Annotated in this window: 18 protein-coding genes; 14 read left to right on the forward strand and 4 right to left on the reverse strand. The window is 73.0% G+C overall.

The window, feature by feature from the left end; translation table 11 throughout:
* Positions 1–101 precede the first annotated feature (101 nt).
* The 11 genes from ftsZ to nrdR all read left to right on the forward strand — a co-directional run bounded on the left by ftsZ (position 102) and on the right by nrdR (position 12,133).
* Positions 102–1,349, forward strand: coding sequence for a cell division protein FtsZ (gene ftsZ / locus IEW07_RS14020; protein WP_188538297.1), 1,248 nt, complete (start codon positions 102–104; stop codon positions 1,347–1,349).
* A 216-nt stretch (positions 1,350–1,565) separates the two neighbouring features.
* Entirely contained in the window at positions 1,566–2,297 is a 732-nt protein-coding gene (locus IEW07_RS14025) for a purine nucleoside phosphorylase YfiH/LACC1 family protein (RefSeq protein ID WP_188538298.1), read from the forward strand.
* Entirely contained in the window at positions 2,294–3,085 is a 792-nt protein-coding gene (locus tag IEW07_RS14030; RefSeq protein ID WP_229741860.1) for a YggS family pyridoxal phosphate-dependent enzyme, read from the forward strand. The genes IEW07_RS14025 and IEW07_RS14030 overlap by 4 nt, the downstream gene beginning before the upstream one ends.
* Positions 3,086–3,194: 109 nt before the next feature.
* Positions 3,195–3,716 (forward strand): cell division protein SepF, encoded by a 522-nt coding sequence (locus IEW07_RS14035; protein ID WP_188538301.1) that lies wholly within the window; start codon positions 3,195–3,197, stop codon positions 3,714–3,716.
* 9 nt (positions 3,717–3,725) lie between these two features.
* Positions 3,726–4,016: a YggT family protein gene (locus IEW07_RS14040; protein ID WP_188538302.1), complete on the forward strand. Its 291-nt coding sequence runs from the start codon at positions 3,726–3,728 to the stop codon at positions 4,014–4,016.
* An 88-nt stretch (positions 4,017–4,104) separates the two neighbouring features.
* On the forward strand, positions 4,105–4,770 hold the full coding sequence (locus IEW07_RS14045; RefSeq protein WP_188538305.1) for a DivIVA domain-containing protein: 666 nt from the start codon (positions 4,105–4,107) through the stop codon (positions 4,768–4,770).
* Between the two features lie 182 nt (positions 4,771–4,952).
* Complete coding sequence (lspA, locus tag IEW07_RS14050; RefSeq protein WP_188538307.1) at positions 4,953–5,603, forward strand: signal peptidase II; 651 nt, start codon at positions 4,953–4,955, stop codon at positions 5,601–5,603.
* Positions 5,596–6,543: an RluA family pseudouridine synthase gene (locus IEW07_RS14055; protein ID WP_188538309.1), complete on the forward strand. Its 948-nt coding sequence runs from the start codon at positions 5,596–5,598 to the stop codon at positions 6,541–6,543. The genes lspA and IEW07_RS14055 overlap by 8 nt, the downstream gene beginning before the upstream one ends.
* 55 nt (positions 6,544–6,598) lie before the next feature.
* Positions 6,599–10,144 carry a DNA polymerase III subunit alpha gene (gene dnaE, locus IEW07_RS14060; protein WP_188538311.1) on the forward strand — a complete coding sequence of 1,182 codons (3,546 nt, stop codon included), beginning with the start codon at positions 6,599–6,601 and terminating at the stop codon, positions 10,142–10,144.
* Between the two features lie 54 nt (positions 10,145–10,198).
* Complete coding sequence (hisD, locus tag IEW07_RS14065; RefSeq protein WP_188538313.1) at positions 10,199–11,554, forward strand: histidinol dehydrogenase; 1,356 nt, start codon at positions 10,199–10,201, stop codon at positions 11,552–11,554.
* 6 nt (positions 11,555–11,560) lie between these two features.
* Positions 11,561–12,133: a transcriptional regulator NrdR gene (gene nrdR / locus IEW07_RS14070; protein WP_188538314.1), complete on the forward strand. Its 573-nt coding sequence runs from the start codon at positions 11,561–11,563 to the stop codon at positions 12,131–12,133.
* A gap of 295 nt (positions 12,134–12,428) precedes the next feature.
* Here nrdR and ppgK read toward each other — a convergent pair whose 3' ends face one another.
* On the reverse strand, positions 12,429–13,241 hold the full coding sequence (gene ppgK / locus IEW07_RS14075) for a polyphosphate--glucose phosphotransferase (RefSeq protein ID WP_188538317.1): 813 nt from the start codon (positions 13,239–13,241) through the stop codon (positions 12,429–12,431).
* Between the two features lie 63 nt (positions 13,242–13,304).
* Positions 13,305–14,204, reverse strand: a complete 900-nt coding sequence (gene map / locus IEW07_RS14080) for a type I methionyl aminopeptidase (protein ID WP_188538319.1) — start codon at positions 14,202–14,204, stop codon at positions 13,305–13,307.
* A 151-nt stretch (positions 14,205–14,355) separates the two neighbouring features.
* Between map and IEW07_RS14085 the strand changes: the two genes are divergently transcribed.
* The gene (locus IEW07_RS14085; RefSeq protein ID WP_188538321.1) at positions 14,356–14,532 is read left to right on the forward strand and encodes an SPOR domain-containing protein; all 177 of its coding nucleotides are present in this window, start codon (positions 14,356–14,358) and stop codon (positions 14,530–14,532) included.
* A 76-nt stretch (positions 14,533–14,608) separates the two neighbouring features.
* Here the strand turns inward: IEW07_RS14085 and panB are convergent, their stop codons facing one another.
* The gene (gene panB, locus IEW07_RS14090) at positions 14,609–15,454 is read right to left on the reverse strand and encodes a 3-methyl-2-oxobutanoate hydroxymethyltransferase (protein ID WP_188538322.1); all 846 of its coding nucleotides are present in this window, start codon (positions 15,452–15,454) and stop codon (positions 14,609–14,611) included.
* A 148-nt stretch (positions 15,455–15,602) separates the two neighbouring features.
* On the opposite strand from panB, the gene glnA reads away from it, so the two are divergent.
* Both glnA and IEW07_RS14100 read left to right on the forward strand, forming a co-directional pair.
* On the forward strand, positions 15,603–16,943 hold the full coding sequence (gene glnA / locus IEW07_RS14095; protein WP_188538323.1) for a type I glutamate--ammonia ligase: 1,341 nt from the start codon (positions 15,603–15,605) through the stop codon (positions 16,941–16,943).
* A 73-nt stretch (positions 16,944–17,016) separates the two neighbouring features.
* A complete protein-coding gene (locus IEW07_RS14100) occupies positions 17,017–20,085 on the forward strand; it encodes a bifunctional [glutamine synthetase] adenylyltransferase/[glutamine synthetase]-adenylyl-L-tyrosine phosphorylase (protein ID WP_188538324.1) in 3,069 nt (1,022 codons plus the stop codon).
* Positions 20,086–20,572: 487 nt separating this feature from the next.
* Here the strand turns inward: IEW07_RS14100 and IEW07_RS14105 are convergent.
* Positions 20,573–21,135, reverse strand: a 563-nt coding sequence (locus IEW07_RS14105; RefSeq protein WP_188538325.1) for a transposase, incomplete at its 5' end; no start/stop codon positions are given.

Here is a 21,135-nt window from a genome sequence, read left to right on the forward strand (position 1 = left end):
CCTCCCCGGGGATCAGCCCACGGCCTGACATTCGACCTTCGATCGAAGGTCGAGGTACGGCCCGCGATCCCGGACCCCGAACCATCTCGAGTTAGGTACCCATGGACTCCTCCACCCCCCAGAACTACTTGGCCGTCATCAAGGTCGTCGGAATCGGCGGCGGCGGCGTCAACGCCGTCAATCGGATGATCGAGGAGGGTCTGCGCGGCGTCGAGTTCATCGCGATCAACACGGACGCGCAGGCCCTGCTGATGAGCGACGCCGACGTCAAGCTCGACGTCGGCCGCGAGCTGACCCGCGGGCTCGGCGCGGGCGCCAACCCCGACGTCGGGCGCCAGGCCGCCGAGGACCACCACGAGGAGATCGAGGAGGTCCTCAAGGGGGCGGACATGGTCTTCGTCACCGCCGGCGAGGGCGGCGGCACCGGCACGGGCGGCGCGCCCGTCGTGGCCCGCATCGCCCGCTCCCTGGGCGCCCTGACCATCGGCGTGGTCACCCGGCCCTTCACCTTCGAGGGCCGTCGCCGCTCGAACCAGGCCGAGAACGGGATCGAGACCCTCCGCGACGAGGTCGACACCCTGATCGTCATCCCGAACGACCGGCTGCTGTCCATCTCGGACCGCAACGTCTCCATGCTCGACGCCTTCAAGTCCGCGGACCAGGTGCTCCTGTCCGGCGTGCAGGGGATCACCGACCTGATCACCACCCCCGGGCTGATCAACCTCGACTTCGCGGACGTCAAGTCCGTCATGCAGGGCGCCGGCTCCGCCCTCATGGGCATCGGCTCGGCGCAGGGCGAGGACCGCGCGGTCAAGGCCGCCGAGCTCGCCATCGCCTCCCCGCTGCTGGAGGCCTCCATCGACGGCGCGCACGGCGTGCTGCTGTCCATCCAGGGCGGGTCCGACCTCGGGCTGTTCGAGATCAACGAGGCCGCCCGCCTGGTGCAGGAGGTGGCCCACCCCGAGGCCAACATCATCTTCGGCGCCGTCATCGACGACGCCCTGGGCGACCAGGCCCGCGTGACCGTCATCGCCGCCGGCTTCGACTCGGTGAGCCCCGAGACCAACGCCAACAACACCAACGCCGCAGCCCAGCAGGCCGCCACCACCCGAGCGGCCTTCGGCTCCGGCGCGGCCCAGCCCGCCGGCGTGGGCCGCTCCCCGCAGCGCGGCGGCGCCCCGGCCTTCGCGCAGCCCTCGGCCCAGCAGAAGTGGTCGCAGCCGGCCGCCAACGACGACGTCCCGGACGACGCCGGGTTCGACGTGGACCTGCCCGCCGAGGCCGAGACCGGCGCCCCGGCCGGCGCCGCCCGCAAGGACGCGCTGGACTTCCCCGACTTCCTGAAGTGAGGTCCCTCCCGGGGGCGGGCGCGGAGCACCGCGCCCGCCCCCGGGTGCATTAAGCGCCGCCCCCGCGGGGGCGGCTGGAGCACGCGCGGCCCGTGACGGCAGGGTCCACGACAGCACGGCCGGTGACAGCACGGCCGGCAGACGAGTACGGCCGGCAGACGAGCACGGCCGGCAGACGAGCACGGCCGGTGACGGCGCAACAGGAGGCGGAGCACGGTGTTCTGGTGGCACGAAGAGGTCGGGCAGGGCGTGCGCGTGGCGTTCACCCACCGCGGGGCCGGCAACCTGGCCCTGCACACCGGCGACGACCCCGCCGCGGTGCGGGCCCGGCGGGCCGCGCTGGAGCAGGCCATGGGCGTGCCCGGCGGCTCGCTGCTGTTCCTCGACCAGGTGCACGGCACCGACGTCGTCGACGCGGACGACCCCGTCCGGCCGGCGACCCCCAGGGCGGACGCCGCCGTCTCCGTGACCGGCGCACCCCTGGCGGTGATGGTCGCCGACTGCGTGCCCGTCGTCCTCGTGGGCGAGGGTCCGGTGGGCCCCGTCACCGGCGTGGCCCACGCAGGCCGGAGGGGCCTGCTCGACGGCGTGCTCGAGCGCGCGGTCGAGCGGCTGCGGCACCGCGGGGCGCAGGACGTCACCGCGTGGATCGGCCCCTCCATCTGCGGGGCCTGCTACGAGGTGCCCGAGACCATGCGGGAGGAGTCCGCGCGGCGGATCCCGGCCGTGGCGGCCACCACCTCGTGGGGCACCCCCGCGCTGGACCTCCGGGCCGGCGCGCGGGAGCGGCTCGGCTCCCTCGGCGTCGCCCTCGCCGACCCCGACGGCTCCCCGGGGCCCGCGTGCACCCACGAGAACGAGAGGCTCTCCTCGCACCGCCGCGATCCCGGCTCCGGGCGGATCGTGGGGCTCGTGTGGCGCGCCGGCGGCACGGAGGGCGACGCGTGAGCGGCGCCCCGGGCCCGGCGCTGCCCGGCCCCGCCGACCAGGACCCGCGGACGCGGGAGCTGGCCGCGGCCCTCGAGCGCGTCCGCGCCCGGATCGAGGCCGCCGCCGCCCGCCGCACGACCGGGTCGGGCGTGCCGCGGCTGATCGCCGTCACCAAGTTCTTCCCCGCCGCCGACGTCGTGCGCCTGCACCGGCTCGGCGTCACCGACGTGGGTGAGAACCGGGACCAGGAGGCCGCCGCCAAGGCCTTCGAGGTCCGAGGTCTCGTGGACGGGCCCCTCGACTGGCACTTCATCGGCCAGCTCCAGTCCAACAAGGCGAAGTCGGTCGTCCGCTACGCCTCGTGGGTGCACTCCGTGGACCGCGCCTCGCTCGTCACCGCCCTCGGCCGGGCCGTGCAGCGCCACCGGGAGGCCATGGCCGCGGGGGAGGCCGAGCCGGGCCCCTGCGCCGCGGCGGACCTCACCTGCCTCGTGCAGGTCTCGCTGGACGCCGAGGAGCACCGCGGCGGCGCCCTGCCCGAGGACGTCCTGCGCCTCGCCGAGCAGATCGCCGCCACGGAGGGCCTGCGCGCGGGCGGGGTCATGGCGGTCGCCCCGCTGGGCGCCCCGCCGGGGCCCGCCTTCGAGCGCCTCCACGAGATCTCGCAGCGGCTCCGGGCGTCCCTGCCGGACGCCACGGCCGTGTCCGCGGGCATGAGCCAGGACCTGGAGGAGGCCGTGGACCACGGGGCCACGCACGTGCGCGTCGGCTCGGATGTCCTCGGCCCCCGGCCGCCCGTACGATAGCTTGGTGGACGGCCCGGCCGCGCCTCCCGCACCACCCGAGGCGCGCGGGCCGAGGATCTTGGACCTTCCCCCACCGCCGACATCCGCACAGAACAGTCAAGGAGAGCACATGGCCGGAGCGTTGCGCCGCACCATGATCTATCTCGGCCTCGCCGAGACGGACGAGGACTACGACGACGCCCCCGATCGCGAGGAGCAGCGCTCCTCCGCCGTGGTGCGCGAGGAACCGCGCGAGACCCGCGCGCAGGAGTCCACGGCCGTCGCCGTGCCCCGCCGGCCGGCCGAGTACCGGGCGCCCGTCACCCCCATCAAACGCGCCTCCAGCTCTCGAGAGGACAGCTCGACCTTGCGCACCATCACCACGGTCCACCCCCGCTCCTACAACGACGCGAAGTCGATCGGCGAGGCGTTCCGGGAAGGCACTCCCGTCATCATGAACGTCTCGGACATGGGGGACGCCGAGGCCAAGCGCCTGGTCGACTTCTCCGCCGGGCTCGTCTTCGCCCTCCACGGATCCATCGAGCGCGTGACCGGCAAGGTCTTCCTGCTCACCCCGTCCTACGTGGAGGTCGTCGGCCACCCCGCCGGCGGCGACGAGGCCGACGGGGCCGACGACGACCAGGAGGACTGAGGTCTCCCCATGGAGCTGCTGCTCTCCGTGCTCTACCTGGCCCTGCACCTGGTGTACGTGGCCCTCCTCGCGCGCCTGGTCCTCGACTGGATCCAGATGTTCGCGCGCAACTGGCGGCCCCGCGGCGCCGCGCTCGTCGCGGCCTCGGTCGTCTACACGATCACCGACCCGCCCATGAAGCTCCTGCGCCGGCTCGTGCCGCCGCTGCGCTTCGGCGGGATCGCCCTGGACCTCGGGTTCCTGATCCTGATCTTCGCGATCAGCATCATCCGGAGCATCGTCCGGACGATGCTGGTCTGATCCCCGGCCCCCGCGGGGGCCACACTGTAACCTGTAACCGGCCGGCCCCCGCCGCCGCGCCGGCCCCTGGACAAGGAGTGAAGCACCCATGGCCCTGACCCCCGAAGACGTCATCAACAAGCGGTTCCAGCCCACCAAGTTCCGGGAGGGCTACGACCAGGACGAGGTCGACGACTTCCTCGACGAGATCGTCGTGGAGCTGCGCCGCCTGAACCAGGAGAACGCGGACCTCAAGCAGCAGCTCGAGGCCGCGGGACGTCCGGTCGCGCCCCGGGACACCACCCCCTCGCCGGTCTCCGAGCCGGGCCTCGCCGAGGCGCCCGCCGAGACCGTCGTCGCTCCCGTCCAGGAGCCTGCCACTGCCGTGGAGACCACCCCGGCCGAGGGCGTCACCGCGGCTCCCGCCGAGGCTGCCCCCGTCGGCGGCGCCGCGCAGTCGGCCGCCGGCGTGCTCGCCATGGCCCAGAAGCTGCACGACGACTACGTCGCCGAGGGCACCGCCGAGCGCGACCGCCTCGTCGCCGAGGGGCGCGCCCAGGCCGAGGAGCTCGTGGCCGACGCGCGGCGCACCCGCGAGGAGACCCTCGCGGCGCTGCAGGAGGAGGAGGCCGAGCTCGAGACCCGCGTCTCCGGGCTGCGCACCTTCGAGAAGGACTACCGCGCCAACCTCAAGAACTTCATCAACGAGCAGCTCCTGGAGCTCGACACCGTCCCGTCCCTGGCGCCGGCACCGGCGCCGGCCGAGCAGGCCTGAGCGCCCTCGCCGCACCAGCACGCCGAGCGGCGTCCGACGGAGGGACCGGCCACGTGCCGGTCCCTCCGTCGTCGTCCCGCCCCGTCCCGTCCGCCCCGCGCGGCGGACGCGGTCCGGCGCGTGGCACCATGGTGCGGGGCCCCGAGCGGCCCCGCATCCCGACCCGGTCGACCGAGGAGAGCATGAGCGAGCATCCAGAAGCCCCTGCGGAGGCGGCCCCGCCGCCGGCGCCCCGTCGCGGCGCCGTGTGGCTCGCCGCGGCCGCCGCCGTGCTCGTCTACGCCCTGGACCAGCTGACCAAGTGGTGGGTCGTGTCCACCATGGAGCTGGGGCAGGTGGTGCCGGTCGTCGACGGCCTGCTGTGGTGGCAGTTCATCCGCAACCCCGGGGCGGCGTTCTCCCTCGGCGAGAGCATCACCTGGGTGTTCACCCTGGTCATGGCCGTGGTCTCCGTCGTGATCGTCCTGGTCCTGCGCCGGGTCCGCTCCGCGGCGTGGGCGCTCGCCCTCGGCCTGGTGCTCGGCGGCGCGCTCGGCAACCTCACCGACCGGCTGCTGCGGGAGCCCGGCTTCGGGGTCGGCCACGTGGTGGACTTCATCGCCGTGCCGCGCTTCGCGATCTTCAACCTCGCCGACTGCGGCGTGGTGACCGGCGTCTCGCTCATCGTCCTCCTCACCCTCCTCGGCCGGGAGCCTGACGGCACCCGCAGCCGGGACCGGGACGGCGACCGGGACCGGGACGGCGCCCGGGACGGCGCGGGGAACAGTGCGGGGACCGGCGAGCAGGACGCGGCCCCCGCCGCCGAGCGCAGGGAGGGAGACCACCGTGGCTGAGCCGACGCACGTCGAGGAGCGCTTCACCGTGCCCGCGGAGCTCGAGGGCCAGCGCGTGGACGCCGCCGTGGCGGCCCTCACCGGCCTCTCCCGGTCCGTGGCCGCGGGGCTGTGCGCCGAGGGCCTCGTGCTGCACCGGGACCGCCCGGTCGCCAAGTCCTTCCGCGTGGAGGCCTCCCAGACCCTCACCGTGCACGTGCCCGTCCCCGAGGACCCGTCGCAGATCGTGCCCCAGGTGGTCGAGGACTTCCGCGTGGTGCACCTGGACGACGACATCGTCGTCATCGACAAGCCGCCGGGGGTCGCCGCGCACCCGTCCCCGGGGTGGAAGGGCCCGACGGTCGTCGGCGCCCTGGCCGGGGCCGGGATCGCCATCACGACCTCGGGCGCTCCGGAGCGGAAGGGCGTCGTCCACCGGCTCGACGTCGGGACGTCCGGGCTGATGGTGGTCGCCCGCACGGAGCGCGCCTACACGCTGCTCAAGCGCGCCTTCAAGGAGCGCACGGTCACGAAGGTCTACCACACGGTGGTCCAGGGCCTGCCCGACCCCCTGCGCGGCACGATCGACGCGCCCATCGGCCGCCACCCGGGCTACGACTGGCGCTTCGCGGTGGTCGACGGCGGGCGCCCGGCCGTGACGCACTACGAGGTGCTCGAGGCGTTCGGCCGCGCCGCGCTCGTGGAGGTGCTCCTGGAGACCGGGCGCACCCACCAGATCCGCGTGCACTTCGCGGCCCTGCGCCACCCGTGCTGCGGGGACCTCACCTACGGCGCGGACCCGGCGCTGTCCGCGGGCCTGGGCCTCACCCGCCAGTGGTTGCACGCCAAGCGGCTGGGCTTCGAGCACCCCGGGACGGGGGAGCCGGTCGAGTTCGAGAGCCCCTACCCGCCGGACCTCGCGTTCGCCCTGGAGACCCTGCGGGACGGCGGCCCGGCCTGACGGGGGCGCCCGCGGGCCCGGCGGCCCGGTCGGTGCGGGCGACTACACTGGACGGGTGACGACGGCGACCGGCAAGAAGAGCTTCACCCACCTGCACGTGCACACCGAGTACTCGATGCTCGACGGTGCGGCGCGCCTCGACGACCTGTTCGAGGCGTGCCACGAGATGGGCATGACGTCCCTGGCGACCACCGACCACGGCTACGTGTTCGGCGCCTTCGACTTCTGGAACAAGGCCAACGCGGCCGGGATCAAGCCCATCATCGGCGTGGAGGCCTACGTCACCCCCGGCACCGCCCGCTCCGACCGCTCGCGCGTGAAGTTCGCCGACGGCGGCCGCGACGACGTCTCCGGCGGCGGCGCGTACACGCACATGACGCTGCTGGCGCAGAGCACGGAGGGCATGCAGAACCTGTTCCGCGCCTCCTCGCTCGCCTCGCTGGAGGGCCAGCTGTACAAGCCGCGCATGGACCGGGAGCTGCTCAACCAGTACGGCAAGGGCCTCATCGCGACCACCGGCTGCCCGTCGGGCGAGGTCCAGACCCGGCTGCGCCTGGGCCAGTACCAGGAGGCCCGGGAGGCGGCCGCGGAGTTCCGGGACATCTTCGGCGCCGAGAACTACTTCTGCGAGCTGATGGACCACGGCCTGGCCATCGAGAAGAACGTCACGAGCGACCTGCTGAGGCTGGCCAAGGACCTCGGCCTCCCGCTGGTCGCCACCAACGACCTGCACTACACCCACGCCGAGGACGCGAAGTCCCACGCGGCGCTGCTGTGCGTGCAGTCCGGCTCGACCCTGGCGGACCCGAAGCGCTTCAAGTTCGACGCCGACGAGTTCTACCTGAAGTCCCCGGCCGAGATGCGCGAGCTGTTCCGGGACTTCCCGGAGGCCTGCGACAACACCCTGGAGATCGCCGAGCGCTGCCAGGTCGAGTTCGACACCTCCGCCAACTACATGCCGCGCTTCCCGACCCCCGAGGGCCACGACGAGACCTCGTGGTTCGTCGAGGAGGTGGAGAAGGGCCTGCACTACCGCTTCCCCGGGGGCATCCCCGACGACGTGCGGAAGCAGGCCGAGTACGAGAAGGGCATCATCATCCAGATGGGCTTCCCCGGCTACTTCCTGGTGGTGGCCGACTTCATCAACTGGGCGAAGAACAACGGGATCCGCGTCGGCCCCGGCCGCGGCTCCGGCGCCGGGTCCATGGTCGCGTACGCGATGCGCATCACCGAGCTGAACCCGCTGGAGCACGGGCTGATCTTCGAGCGCTTCCTCAACCCGGACCGCGTCTCGATGCCCGACTTCGACGTCGACTTCGACGACCGCCGCCGCTCCGAGGTGATCCACTACGTCACCGAGAAGTACGGCGACGAGCGCGTGGCCATGATCGTCACCTACGGCACCATCAAGGCGAAGCAGGCCCTGAAGGACTCCTCCCGCGTGCTCGGCTACCCCTTCTCCATGGGCGAGAAGCTCACCAAGGCCATGCCGCCGGACGTCATGGGCAAGGGCATCTCCCTCAAGGACGTCTACGACGAGAAGGCCAAGCGCCACGGCGAGGCCGAGGAGCTGCGGGAGATCCTCGGCCAGGACCCCGAGGCCAAGAAGATCTTCGAGACCGCCCAGGGCCTCGAGGGGCTCAAGCGGCAGTGGGGCGTGCACGCCGCCGGCGTCATCATGTCCTCGCACCCGCTGATCGACATCATCCCGATCATGCGCCGCGAGCAGGACGGGCAGATCATCACCCAGTTCGACTACCCCACGTGCGAGGGGCTCGGGCTGATCAAGATGGACTTCCTGGGGCTGCGCAACCTCACGATCATCTCGGACGCCCTCGAGAACATCCAGCTCAACCAGGACGGCTTCGTGCTGGACCTGGAGCACCTGGAACTGGACGACATGCCCTCGTACGAGCTCCTGGCCCGCGGCGACACCCTCGGCGTGTTCCAGCTCGACGGCGGGCCCATGCGCCAGCTGCTGAAGATGATGCGCCCGGACAACTTCGAGGACATCTCCGCGGTCATCGCCCTGTACCGGCCCGGGCCGATGGGCGCGAACTCGCACACCAACTACGCCCTGCGCAAGACCGGCCAGCAGGAGATCACGCCGATCCACCCGGAGCTCGAGGAGCCGCTCGCCGAGATCCTGAACACGACCTACGGCCTGATCGTCTACCAGGAGCAGGTCATGGCGATCGCGCAGAAGGTCGCCGGGTTCTCGCTCGGCCAGGCGGACATCCTCCGCCGCGCCATGGGCAAGAAGAAGAAGTCCGAGCTGGACAAGCAGTACAAGGGCTTCCACGGGGGGATGTCGGAGCGCGGCTACTCGGAGGGCGCGATCAAGGCCCTCTGGGACATCCTCCTGCCGTTCTCGGACTACGCGTTCAACAAGGCCCACTCCGCGGCGTACGGCCTCGTGTCCTACTGGACGGCGTACCTCAAGGCGCACTACCCGGCCGAGTACATGGCCGCGCTGCTCACCTCGGTGGGCGACGACAAGGACAAGCTGGCCCTCTACCTCACCGAGTGCCGGCGCATGGGCATCACGGTGCTCCCGCCGGACGTGAACGAGTCGGCCCTGAACTTCACCCCGGTGGGCACCGACATCCGCTTCGGCATGGGCGCGGTGCGCAACGTGGGCGCGAACGTGGTGACCGCCATGGTGGAGGCCCGCGAGGAGAAGGGCGCGTTCACCACCTTCAACGACTTCCTGGCCAAGGTGCCCGCGGTCGTGTGCAACAAGCGCACCATCGAGTCCCTGGTCAAGGCCGGCGCCTTCGACCGCCTCGGCCACACCCGCCGCGGGCTGGTGCTGTGCCACGAGGAGGCCGTCGACGCCACGGTGGCGGTGAAGCGGCAGGAGGCCGCCGGCCAGTTCGACCTGTTCGGGGGGATGGGCGCGGACGACGACCCCACCACGTCCCTCACCGTCGCCGTCCCGGACGTCCCCGAGTGGGACCGCAAGGACCTGCTCGCCTTCGAGCGGGAGATGCTCGGCCTCTACGTCTCCGACCACCCGCTGCGCGGCCTCGACGAGGCGCTGGGCCAGTACGCCGACACCTCCATCCAGCCGCTGCTGGGGGAGGACGGGCGGCCCGACGGCGCCGTGGTCACCGTCGCCGGCATGATCACGTCCCTGTCCCGGCGGATCGCCAAGACCTCCGGCAACGCCTACGCCCGGGTGGAGCTGGAGGACCGGACCGGCTCGATCGAGGTGATGTTCTTCGGGAAGGCCTACGCCCCCATCGCCGGGGTGCTCGCCGAGGACCTCGTGTGCGTGATCAAGGGCCGGCTGCAGCGCCGGGACGACGGGTCGGTGACGATCTCCGCGCAGGAGCTCACCGTGCCCGAGCTCTCCGAGGACGGGCACAACGGGCCGGTGCTCATCGCCCTGCCCGAGTTCCGGGCCACGGAGGAGACGGTCAAGGAGATCGGCGCGGTGCTGCGCAACCACCGCGGGGACTCCGAGGTCCGGATCCACCTGGAGACCCGGCAGAAGGTGCAGGTCCTGCGCCTGGGCCCCGACCTGCGGGTGAACCCCTCGCCCGCCCTGTTCGGGGACCTCAAGGTGCTGCTCGGGCCCACCTGCCTGGAGGTCTAGCCGATCCGGCGGGCGCAGCGGCCGGGCCGCGCCGGGGGCCCGGGGTGGAATACCATGGATGTCGTGACTACAGCTGAGACGACCACGACACCCGCCCTGCGCACGATCGACCTCCGCGGCCGGCACCTGTCCTGGTCCGAGCTCCGGGCCGTCGTGCCCCGGCAGAGCCCGCAGTCGCTCGAGTCCGCCCAGCGCGCCGTCGAGGAGATCATCGAGGCCGTGCGCACGGAGGGCGCCGCCGCCCTGCGCCGCTACGCCCAGCGCTTCGACGGCGTGGTGCAGGATCGGCTGCGCGTGGACCCGGCCGAGATCCGCCGGGCCGTCGAGGCCCTGGACCCCGCCGTGCGGCACGGGCTCGAGACCGCGATCGAGCGCACCCGCGCCTTCGCGGAGGCCCAGCGCCCGGCGGACGCCCGGATCGAGGTCGCCCCCGGCGCCGTGCTCGTCCACCGGTGGACCCCGCTGCGCCGCGCCGGCCTCTACGTGCCCGGCGGGCTGGCGGTCTACCCCTCGTCCGTGATCATGAACGTCGTGCCCGCCCAGGCCGCCGGGGTCGGCTCGGTCGTGCTGTGCAGCCCGCCGCAGAAGGAGTTCGGCGGCCTGCCCCACCCCACCATCCTCGCCGCGGCCGGCCTGCTGGGCGTGGACGAGGTCTGGGCGATCGGCGGGGCGCAGTCCCTGGCCGCCATGGCCCACGGCGTGACGGACGGCGACGACGTGCTGGAGCCGGTGGACACCGTGACCGGCCCGGGCAACGTGTACGTGGCCACGGCCAAGCGCCTGCTGCGCTCCGTGGTGGGCGTCGACGCCGAGGCCGGGACCACCGAGATCGCCGTCCTCGCCGACGACACCGCCGACCCCGCCTACGTGGCCGCCGACCTCATCTCCCAGGCGGAGCACGACCCGGCCGCCGGCTCCGTGCTCATCACGCACTCGCCCGCCCTCGCCGAGCGCGTGGCGGCGGAGCTCGCGGTGCAGGTCCCGCTGACCAAGCACCGGGAGCGGATCACGACCGCGCTCTCCGGCCCCCAGTCCGGGGTGGTGCTCACCGACGACCTCGACGCCTCGGTCGCCGTCGCGGACGCCTACGCGGCGGAGCACCTCGAGATCCACACCGCCGACCCGCAGGAGGTCGCCGCCCGCGTGCGCAACGCCGGCGCGATCTTCCTCGGCCCGTACAGCCCGGTCCCGCTGGGCGACTACGCCGCCGGGTCCAACCACGTGCTGCCCACCGGCGGCACGGCCGTGCACGCCCAGGGCCTGTCCACCACGTCCTTCCTGAAGGCCGTGCAGATCGTGGAGTACTCCCGCGACGCCCTCGCGCAGATCGGCGACGACATCGTGGCCGTCGCGCAGTCCGAGGACCTGCCCGCCCACGGCCGCGCCATCACGATCCGCACCGGAGGCTGATCAGGCGTGCACTGCCCGTTCTGCCGTCACAACGACTCCCGCGTCGTCGACAGCCGCACCACGGACGACGGGACGGCCATCCGCCGCCGCCGCCAGTGCTCGGAGTGCGGGCGCCGGTTCACGACCCTCGAGACCACCACGATCTCGGTGATCAAGCGCTCCGGGGTCACCGAGCCCTTCGACCGGCAGAAGATCGTCAACGGGGTCCGCAAGGCCTGCCAGGGCCGGCCGGTGAGCGAGGACGACCTCGCCATGCTCGCCCAGGAGGTCGAGGAGACGATCCGGGCCATGGGCGCCGCCGAGATCGAGGCCCACGAGGTGGGCCTGGCGATCCTCGCCCCGCTGCGCCGGCTGGACGTGGTCGCCTACCTGCGCTTCGCGAGCGTCTACCAGGCGTTCGCCGGGCTGTCCGACTTCGAGGAGGCCATCGACCTGCTGCGCCAGCAGCAGGCCGAGCAGACGGGGCAGCAGACGATCCCGGCCGTCGCGGACCCGCCGGGGCCGGGGACGCGCAAGCGCTCCGGCCGCCGCCCCCGGGGCAAGGCCGCCGAGGGCGTCTCCCAGCCGCGACTGCTCTGATCCAGCGGCCCGTCCCGGCCGGGACGGGCCGATTTTTCCGCCCGGACCTCTTGCCGCCGGCAGGGAGTGCCCGTACAGTGGGGAACGCAACAAGCTCCCGCTGGGGGCCGCGGAGGGGAAGCCGCGGCTCTCAGCGGGTTTTTTCTGCCCGGAACCTTCCGCCCGCAACCCGGGGCGGGTTCCTGCTCCTCGGCCCCGGGCGCTGCACCGACGCCGCACCCACGCATCAACGACGACGCCCCGGTCCCCTTCCGTACGGAAGGCGACCGGGGCGTCGTCGTGGGAACGGTGCGGCTCAGCTCTCCGGGGCGTGCGGGGTGCCGGCCCACAGGGCCGCGCCCACGATGCCGGCGTTGTTGCGCAGCTGGGCGACCTCCACCGGGGTGCGCAGGTCGAGGTACGGCAGGAACTTGTCCGCGTTCTTGGAGACCCCGCCGCCCACGACGAACAGGTTGGGGGAGAACAGGAACTCCACGTGGCTGAAGTAGCGCTGCAGCCGCTTGGTCGCCCACTTCTTCCAGGGCAGCTGCTCGCGCTCGCGGGCGGCGGCGGAGGCACGGGTCTCGGCGTCGTGGCCGTCGATCTCGAGGTGGCCGAGCTCGGCGTTGGGCACGAGCTGGCCGTTGAGGATCAGCGCGGAGCCGATGCCCGTGCCCAGGGTGATGACGATGACGAGGCCCTTCACGCCGCGGCCCGCGCCGTAGACGGCCTCGGCCAGCCCGGCGGCGTCGGCGTCGTTGAGGGCCTCCACGGGCCGGCCCAGCCGCTCGGTCATCAGCTCGTCGACGTTCGTGCCGATCCAGGACTTGTCGATGTTCGCCGCGGACAGCGCGACGCCCTCCTTGATGATCGCGGGGAAGACGATGCCCACGGGGGAGTTGGCCTCCGGCGCCTCCGGCCGGGACTGCAGCTCCGCCACGATCTGCTCGACGACGTCGGCCACGGCCTCGGGGGTCGCCGGCTTCGGGGTGGGGATGCGGAAGCGCTCGCCGACGAGCTCTCCCGTGTCCAGGTCCACGATGCCGCCCTTGGTGCCGGTGCCCCCGAAGTCGACGCCGATGATCCGGCGGCTGGGGACGTCCAAGGCGGTGCGGTCTGGTGAGGTCATGGGGCGGTCCTCTCGGGGCCGTGGTCGGATGATCAGTGGGCAGTCTGTTGATCAGTGGGCAGTCTACGGCAGGGTCAGCACGTCCACGCCGTCCTCGGTCACGGCCAGCGTGTGCTCGAACTGGGCGGTGCGGCGGCGGTCCCGGGTGGTCACGGTCCAGTCGTCGTCCCACTGGTCCCACTCGATGGTGCCCAGGGTGAGCATGGGCTCGATGGTGAAGACCATGCCGGGGACCATGACGGTCGCGTAGGACGGCGCGGCGTCGTAGTGGGGGACGATCAGCCCGGAGTGGAACTCGCGGCCCACGCCGTGACCGGTGAAGTCCCGGACCACGCCGTAGCCGAAGCGCTTGGCGTACTTCTCGATGACCCGGCCGATGACGTTGATCTCCCGGCCGGGCCGGACCGCCTTGATCGCCCGGTTGAGGGCCTCCTCGGTGCGCTCGACGAGCAGGCGCGACTCCTCGTCGACCTCGCCCACGAGGAACGTCGCGTTCGTGTCGCCGTGGAAGCCGCCCTTGTAGGCGGTGACGTCGAGGTTGACGATGTCGCCGTCCTCCAGGACGGTCGAGTCCGGGATGCCGTGGCAGATGACCTCGTTGAGGGACGTGCAGATGGACTTGGGGAAGCCCCGGTAGCCCAGCGGCGACGGGTAGGCCCCGTGGTCGCACAGGTACTCGTGGGCGATCCGGTCCAGCTCGTCGGTGGTGGTGCCCGGCACGGCGGCCTGGCCCGCCAGCCGGAGCGCGCGGGCGGCGATGCGGCCGGCCTCCCGGATGTGCTCGATCTCCTCGGGCGTGTAGACGTTGCCGCCGCGGCCCTCGTCGGGCTCGTCGCGGCCCACGTACTCGGGGCGGGGGATCGAGGTCGGCACCGGGAGCGGCGGGGTGAGCGCGCCGGGGGCGAGGGCCCCCTCGGGGGCGGTGCTGCCGGGGGCGGTGGCGGGTCGGTTGTGCGTGGGCACGGGGGTCAGGACCTCCTGGATCGGGTGCGCCCGGCCCCGTTCGAGCCGGTTCGGGCCTAGGATCTACCCTAACGCGCCGGGGACCGGTCCCGGTCCCCGCGGGCGGTCACAGGACCGGCGCGGTCAGGCCGCGACGAGGGAAGGAGACGGCATGGGCGAGTTCTGGTTCAACACCTACACGCACCAGGTGGAGGAGGGGCCCCAGTCCGACTACCGGAAGCTGCTCGGCCCGTACGCGACCCGCGAGGAGGCGCAGCGAGCGCTCCAGATCGCGGCGGAGCGGTCCAAGAAGTGGGACGACGAGGACCGCGCCTACGAGGAGGGCTGAGCCCGCCCGGCGGCGTGGCCGCTCCGGAGGAGGCCCGCCCCGGCAGGGACGGCTGCGGGGACGGACCAGGGGCGGCTCAGAAGCTGTGCTCGGGGCCCGGGAAGCGGCCCTCCCGCACGTCCGCCACGTAGCGGCCCACCGCGTCGGTGACCACGCCGTGGAGGTCCGCGTACTGGCGCACGAACCGCGGCATCCTGCCGCGGCGCAGCCCCAGCATGTCCTGCCACACCAGCACCTGGCCCGTGGTGCCGGCGCCCGCGCCGATGCCGATGGTGGGGACCTCGAGCGCGGCGTCCACGGCGGCGGCGGTCTCGGCCGGCACCATCTCCATGAGGACGCAGAAGGCCCCGGCCTCCTGGAGCGCGAGGGCGTCCTCGACCAGCGCCTGCGCGGCGTCGCCGCGGCCCTGCACCCGGTAGCCGCCCAGGGCGTGCTCGCTCTGCGGGGTGAAGCCGAGGTGGCCCACCACGGGCACCCCCGCCTGCGTCATCGCCCGGACGTGCGGGGCGAACCAGGCGCCGCCCTCGAGCTTGACCGCGTGGGCGCCGCCCTCCTTGAGGAAGCGCACGGCGGTGCCGACCGCCTGCTCCGGGGAGGCCTCGTAGGAGCCGAAGGGGAGGTCGACGACGACGAGGGCGCGCTCGGCCGCCCCGGCGACGGCCCGGCACAGCGGGAGCAACTCGTCGACGGTGACGGGGATCGTGGTGGGGTAGCCCAGGACGTTGTTGCCCGCGGAGTCGCCCACCAGCAGCGTGTCCACCCCCGCCGCGTCGAAGACGGCGGCCGTCAGGGCGTCGTAGGAGGTGAGCATGGTGAACCGCTCGCCGCGGCGCTTCGCCTCGAGCAGGTGGTGCGTGCGGACCCGCCGCACGTCGAGGGCGCCCGGCTGCGGGCGCGGGGGATCCTGGGGCTGCTGGGTCATGGTCCCCAGCCTAGCGGCCGCGTCCGCGCACGCCCCGGCGGGCGGTGCCGGGGCGCACGTTAGAGTGAGTGGGACAGGGTGAGTCTGCGGGCGGCACGGCGCGCGGGCGGGCCGGCACGGCAGGGCAGGAAGACGAGGAAAGAAGACCATGGACCGTCAGCAGGAGTTCGTCCTCAGGACCATCGAGGAGCGCGACGTCCGCTTCGTCCGCATGTGGTTCACGGACGTCGTCGGCGCCCTCAAGTCCGTGGCGCTGGCCCCGGCCGAGGTGGAGGCCGCGTTCGACGAGGGCCTCGGCTTCGACGGCTCCTCCATCGAGGGCCTGTCCCGGGTGTCCGAGTCGGACATGCTGCTGCAGCCCGACCCCTCCACGTTCCAGATCCTGCCGTGGCGCGGGGAGACGGAGCCCACGGCCCGGATGTTCTGCAGCATCCTCACCCCCGACGGCGAGCCCTCCGCCTCCGACCCCCGGGGCGTCCTCGGCCGGGTCCTGGACAAGGCCTCCGACATGGGCTTCACCTGCTACACGGCCCCGGAGATCGAGTTCTACCTCCTGAAGTCCCCGGACCTCGACGAGGACGGCCAGCCGGTGCCGGTCGACCACGAGGGCTACTTCGACCACGTCCCCGGCGGCGTGGTGCAGGACTTCCGCCGCAAGGCCGTCAACATGCTCGAGTCCGTGGGGATCTCGGTGGAGTTCTCCCACCACGAGGCCGGCCCCGGCCAGAACGAGATCGACCTGCGCTACGCGGACGCCCTCCAGACGGCGGACAACATCATGACCTTCCGCACGGTCATCAAGGAGGTCGCCCTCTCCCAGGGCCTCTACGCGACCTTCATGCCCAAGCCGTTCACGGACCACCCCGGCTCCGGGATGCACACCCACTTCTCCCTGTTCGAGGGGGACACCAACGCCTTCTTCGAGGCCGGCTCCGAGTTCCGGCTCTCCCGCACGGCCCGCCACTTCATCGCGGGCATCCTCCGCCACGCCCCCGAGTTCACGTCGGTCACCAACCAGTTCGTCAACTCCTACAAGCGCCTGTGGGGCGGGGGAGAGGCACCCTCCTACCTCTCCTGGGGGCACAACAACCGCTCCGCGCTGGTGCGCGTGCCCCTGTCCAAGCCGGACAAGGTGCAGGCGGCCCGGATCGAGTACCGCGGCATCGACTCGGCCACCAACCCCTACCTCTCCTACGCCGCCCTCCTCGCGGCGGGGCTCAAGGGCATCGAGAACGAGTACGAGCTGCCGCCGGTGGAGATGGACGACGTCGCCGCGATGAGCTCCGCGGAGCGCCGCGCCCTGGGGCACAACCCGCTGCCCTCGAGCCTGTACGACGCCATCCGCGAGACCGAGGAGTCGGAGTTCATGGCCGAGCTGCTCGGCGAGCAGGTCTTCGACTACTTCCTGCGCAACAAGCGCCGCGACTGGAACGACTACCGCCGGGTGGTCACCCACTTCGAGCTGAAGAACAACCTCGGCATCCTCTGAGCCGCCGGCGGCCCGCCCGCGGGCGGGCCGCGCGCCCTTCACCCGTGCCCGACACCCCCGGACGGACCGCGCCATGACCCATCCTCCCCAGCACGCGCCGTCGGCCGACGAGGCAGTCGCCTCCGGCCGGCTGATCAAGGTCGGCTTCGCCGACACCCGCAACGCCCAGCGCTGGCTCGGCTTCGCCGAGCTGGAGGAGGTGGACCGGGACCGGCTGCTCGAGGGCCTCGCCCTGGCCGCCTCGCCCGACGTCGCCCTGCAGCTCACCGTCCGGCTGCTGGAGCGCGCCCCGGAGCTGGCCGGGCGGATCAACGCCGGTACGGACGAGTCCGAGACGATGTTCCGGCTGCTGGGGGCCTCCGAGGCTCTCGGGGAGTTCCTGCTGCGCCGGCCCGAGCACCTGGACCTGCTCGCGGAGCCGGCCGCTGCCGAGCCCGACGAGATCCCCGCCGAGGAGCTGCGCGCCCACCTGCTGGTCGCGGTGGGCGCAGACCCCACTGCCCGCACCCCCGTGGCCTCGGGCACCGGCGACGACGCCTACAGCGCCCTGCGCACCGCCTACCGGCGGGAGCTGGCCCGGATCGCCATCCGCGACGTCGGCGCCGTGCACCCCGTCGACCACATGCCCGCCGTCGGCCGGCAGCTGGCGGACCTCGCCGGCGCCGCCGTGGACGCCGCGCTCGCCGTCGCCCGGGCGGAGGCGGCCGGCACGTGGCCGGCCGCGAGCGTGGACCGGGTCCGGCTCGCCGTGATCGGGATGGGCAAGTGCGGGGCCCGTGAGCTCAACTACATCTCCGACGTCGACGTCGTCCACGTCATGGCCGTCGACGACCCCGAGGGGGAGGCGCCCCTCGACCCCACCGAGGCCGGCGGCATCGCCACGGCCCTGGCCGCCGGCACCGCCCGGGCGATCATGGCCCGGGGCGGCGAGCCCCCGCTGTGGGAGCTGGACACGAACCTGCGCCCCGAGGGCAAGGACGGCCCGCTCGTGCGGACCCTGGAGTCCCACGTGCGCTACTACGAGCGCTGGGCCGAGTCCTGGGAGTTCCAGGCCCTGCTCAAGGCCCGCCCCATCGCCGGGGACCCCGAGCTGGGCCGGTCCTACCGGGAGGCCATCGAGCCGTTCGTGTGGCGCAGCTCGGCGCGGGAGAACTTCGTGGAGTCGGTCCAGGCCATGCGTCGCCGGGTCACGGACAACATCCCGGGGGCCGAGCGGGAGCGGCAGATCAAGCTGGGGCCGGGCGGGCTGCGCGACGTCGAGTTCACCGTCCAGCTGCTCCAGCTCGTGCACGGGCGCACGGACGAGCGGGTCCGCACGCAGGCCACCACGGACTCCCTCGCGGCCCTGTCCGAGGGCGGCTACATCGGGCGGGCCGACAGCGAGCGCTTCCACGCCCACTACCGCTGGCTGCGCCTGCTCGAGCACCGGATCCAGCTGTTCCGGCTGCGCCGCACCCACCTGATGCCGAAGGACGAGCGCGAGCTCACGGTGATCGCCCGCTCCGTGCGCGGGGCCGCCGACACCGCCCGGCCCTCCGCGGACCAGCTGCTCGAGGACTGGCGCCGGATCAAGCGCGACGTCCGCGGCATGCACGAGCGGATCTTCTACCGCCCCCTGCTCGCCGCCCTCGCGCACCTGCCCGACACCGACACGCGGCTCTCCGACGAGTCCGTGCGGGACCGGCTCGCCGCCCTGGGCTACCGCGACCCCAAGGCCGCGGTGCGCCACATCGAGGCGCTCACCCGCGGCGTGAGCCGGCGCGCCGAGATCCTGCGCACGCTGCTGCCCGTCCTGCTCTCCTGGTTCGCGGACGGGGTCGACGCCGACGCCGGGCTGCTCGGCTTCCGCCGGCTGTCCGAGTCCCTGGGCACCACCCCGTGGTTCCTGCGCCTGCTGCGGGACTCCAACGCCGCCGCCGAACGGCTGTGCCAGATCCTCTCCAGCTCCCGCTACGTCGCGGACCTGCTGGAGAACTCCCCGGAGGCCACGGCCTGGCTCGGCGACGACGAGGCCCTGCGCCCGGTCCCGTTCGAGACGCTGTGGACCGAGATTCGCTCCCAGATGGCCCGCCACCCGGAGTCCGGCGAGGCCATGCGGATGATCCGGCTGATCCGCCGCCGTGAGGAGCTGCGGGTGGCGCTCGCGGACACCTCCGGGCTGCTCGACGTCGAGCAGGTCGTCGCGGCGCTGTCCGACATCGACCGCGCCTGCATCCTCGGCGCCCTGCACGTCGCGGAGCGGGAGGTCTACGGTCAGCAGGGCCGGCTCGCCGACGTCCTCGTCGTCGCCATGGGCCGGCAGGGCGGACGGGAGATCGGCTACGGATCGGACGCCGACGTCATGTACGTCTACGAGCCCGTGGACGACGCCGACCCGGACCAGGCCCGGAAGCAGGCCGAGACGCTGCTGCAGCGCATGGTCCAGCTGCTCAAGGCCCCGTGCACCCCGCCCATCGTGGCGGAGCGGGTGCTGGAGATCGACAACGACCTGCGGCCCGAGGGCAAGCAGGGGCCCATGGTCCGCTCCGTGGCCTCCTACGCCGAGTACTACTCGCGCTGGGCCGAGACCTGGGAGTTCCAGGCCCTCCTGCGGGCCCTGCCGCTGGCCGGCAGCGACGACCTCGCCGCCGCGTTCCGGCGCGTGGTGGACCGGCACCGCTACCCCGAGGAGTTCCCCGAGCGCCGGCTCCTGGAGATCCGGCGGATGAAGGCCCGCGTGGAGAACGAGCGGCTGCCCCGCGGCGCGGACCCGTCGCGCCACCTCAAGCTGGGCCGCGGGAGCCTCTCCGATGTCGAGTGGCTCGTGCAGACGCTGCAGCTCCAGCACGCGCACCGGGTCGAGGGGCTGCGCACCACGAGCACCCTCGGCGCGCTGCGGGCGGCGGAGCGGGCGGGCCTGATCACCGCCGAGGACGCGTCGGCGCTGACGGCCGCGTGGCGGCTGGCCACGGCCGCGCGCAACGGCAACGTGCTGCGCACCGGGCGCAGCTCGGACGTGCTGCCGGCCAAGCGGGCGGACCTGGAGGCGGTGGCCCGCTGGTGCGGCTACCCGCACGGTGGGGCCGCACAGCTCGAGGAGGACTACCTGCGCACCACCCGCAAGGCACGGGCGGTCTTCGACCGGCTATTCTACGGGCAGTAGGGCCTTCTCCGGAGCGAGCTGCGGACACTTCGGAGACGTGGACGAGGGCCGCCGTGCTGGCTCTTCGGGCCGCGGCCGACCTGGCATGGCGGGCTGAGGACGAGGCCGTATTGTAGACGTTCCCGGCAATGAGATCGGGTGCCCCCGGCGCACCGGGGGCACCCGCCGTCGCGGGCCAGTACACCTGATATGTAGGGGTTTCCTGTCAAGAGGGCAGGGTGAGGCGCCGTCCGGATGGCTTCCGGGCGGCGCCTCTTCTTGGTCCGTCTCGGCACTGGTCCGGCAAGGGTGTCGGTGGCGACGCGCGGTCAGACTGATATGCGCGGGTTGGGTACCGCAGGACGGTGTTCGGCTGGAGCGGACCGCGTGTCTAGCATCGAGCGTCGCACCGCAACAGGGCACTGCGGGGCTGCTCATAGGTGTATCGCGGATCGCTCCACGCGCTGCCTGAGGATCAGCGTCGAGGGACCAGCTCAGGGGTGGCGGATCAGTCCTCCATCACCGCCAGGGACCAGCACCACCCGGCCAGCTCCCGTGCGATGGCCACATTAGCCACGGTGGGTCGCTTCTTGCGCTCGAGCATCCGCACCCAGCGTTCGTGCAGCCGGCGGTTGCCGGCGTCGCCTCGGGCCCGGGCCGCGGCCGGGGCGTTGTCCCAGCGGGCGCGCATGGTGGCCCCGATGCGGTAGGCGGGGCGGTGGTGCCAGGCGGCCTCCACGAGCAGGCGGCGGGCGTGGGCGTTGCCGGTCTTGGTGATCGGCCCTTGTGCTCTGCTCGCCCCGGAGGAGTGCTCGGAGGGCACCAGGTCGAGGAAGGCGCCGATGGTGTTGCCGGTGAAGCGGTCCCAGTCACCGATCTCCACGGCCAGTCCGAACCCGGTCAGCGTCGATATCCCGCGCAGGCAGCACAACCGGTGCACGACCGGGGTGAACGGGGAGTCGGCGGCCATCGCGGTGATCGCCGCATCCAACCGGTCGCGCCGTGCCAGGGTGGCCAGCACGGCCTCGTGCTCGGCGTCGAAGGCCATCCGGGTCGCCGGTGTTCCCAGCT

Origin of the sequence: Kocuria dechangensis (assembly GCF_014636775.1) — a bacterium.
GTDB classification, from domain to species: Bacteria; Actinomycetota; Actinomycetes; order Actinomycetales; family Micrococcaceae; genus Kocuria; species Kocuria dechangensis.

Bases quoted from the DNA above. Each gene is read 5' to 3' on its own strand.
- ftsZ (WP_188538297.1), top strand. From the start codon at position 102: ATGGACTCCTCCACCCCCCAGAACTACTTGGCCGTCATCAAGGTCGTC.
- IEW07_RS14035 (WP_188538301.1), top strand. From the start codon at position 3,195: ATGGCCGGAGCGTTGCGCCGCACCATGATCTATCTCGGCCTCGCCGAG.
- IEW07_RS14040 (WP_188538302.1), top strand. From the start codon at position 3,726: ATGGAGCTGCTGCTCTCCGTGCTCTACCTGGCCCTGCACCTGGTGTAC.
- IEW07_RS14045 (WP_188538305.1), top strand. From the start codon at position 4,105: ATGGCCCTGACCCCCGAAGACGTCATCAACAAGCGGTTCCAGCCCACC.
- lspA (WP_188538307.1), top strand. From the start codon at position 4,953: ATGAGCGAGCATCCAGAAGCCCCTGCGGAGGCGGCCCCGCCGCCGGCG.
- hisD (WP_188538313.1), top strand. From the start codon at position 10,199: ATGGATGTCGTGACTACAGCTGAGACGACCACGACACCCGCCCTGCGC.
- ppgK (WP_188538317.1), bottom strand. From the start codon at position 13,241: ATGACCTCACCAGACCGCACCGCCTTGGACGTCCCCAGCCGCCGGATC.
- IEW07_RS14085 (WP_188538321.1), top strand. From the start codon at position 14,356: ATGGGCGAGTTCTGGTTCAACACCTACACGCACCAGGTGGAGGAGGGG.
- panB (WP_188538322.1), bottom strand. From the start codon at position 15,454: ATGACCCAGCAGCCCCAGGATCCCCCGCGCCCGCAGCCGGGCGCCCTC.
- glnA (WP_188538323.1), top strand. From the start codon at position 15,603: ATGGACCGTCAGCAGGAGTTCGTCCTCAGGACCATCGAGGAGCGCGAC.
- IEW07_RS14100 (WP_188538324.1), top strand. From the start codon at position 17,017: ATGACCCATCCTCCCCAGCACGCGCCGTCGGCCGACGAGGCAGTCGCC.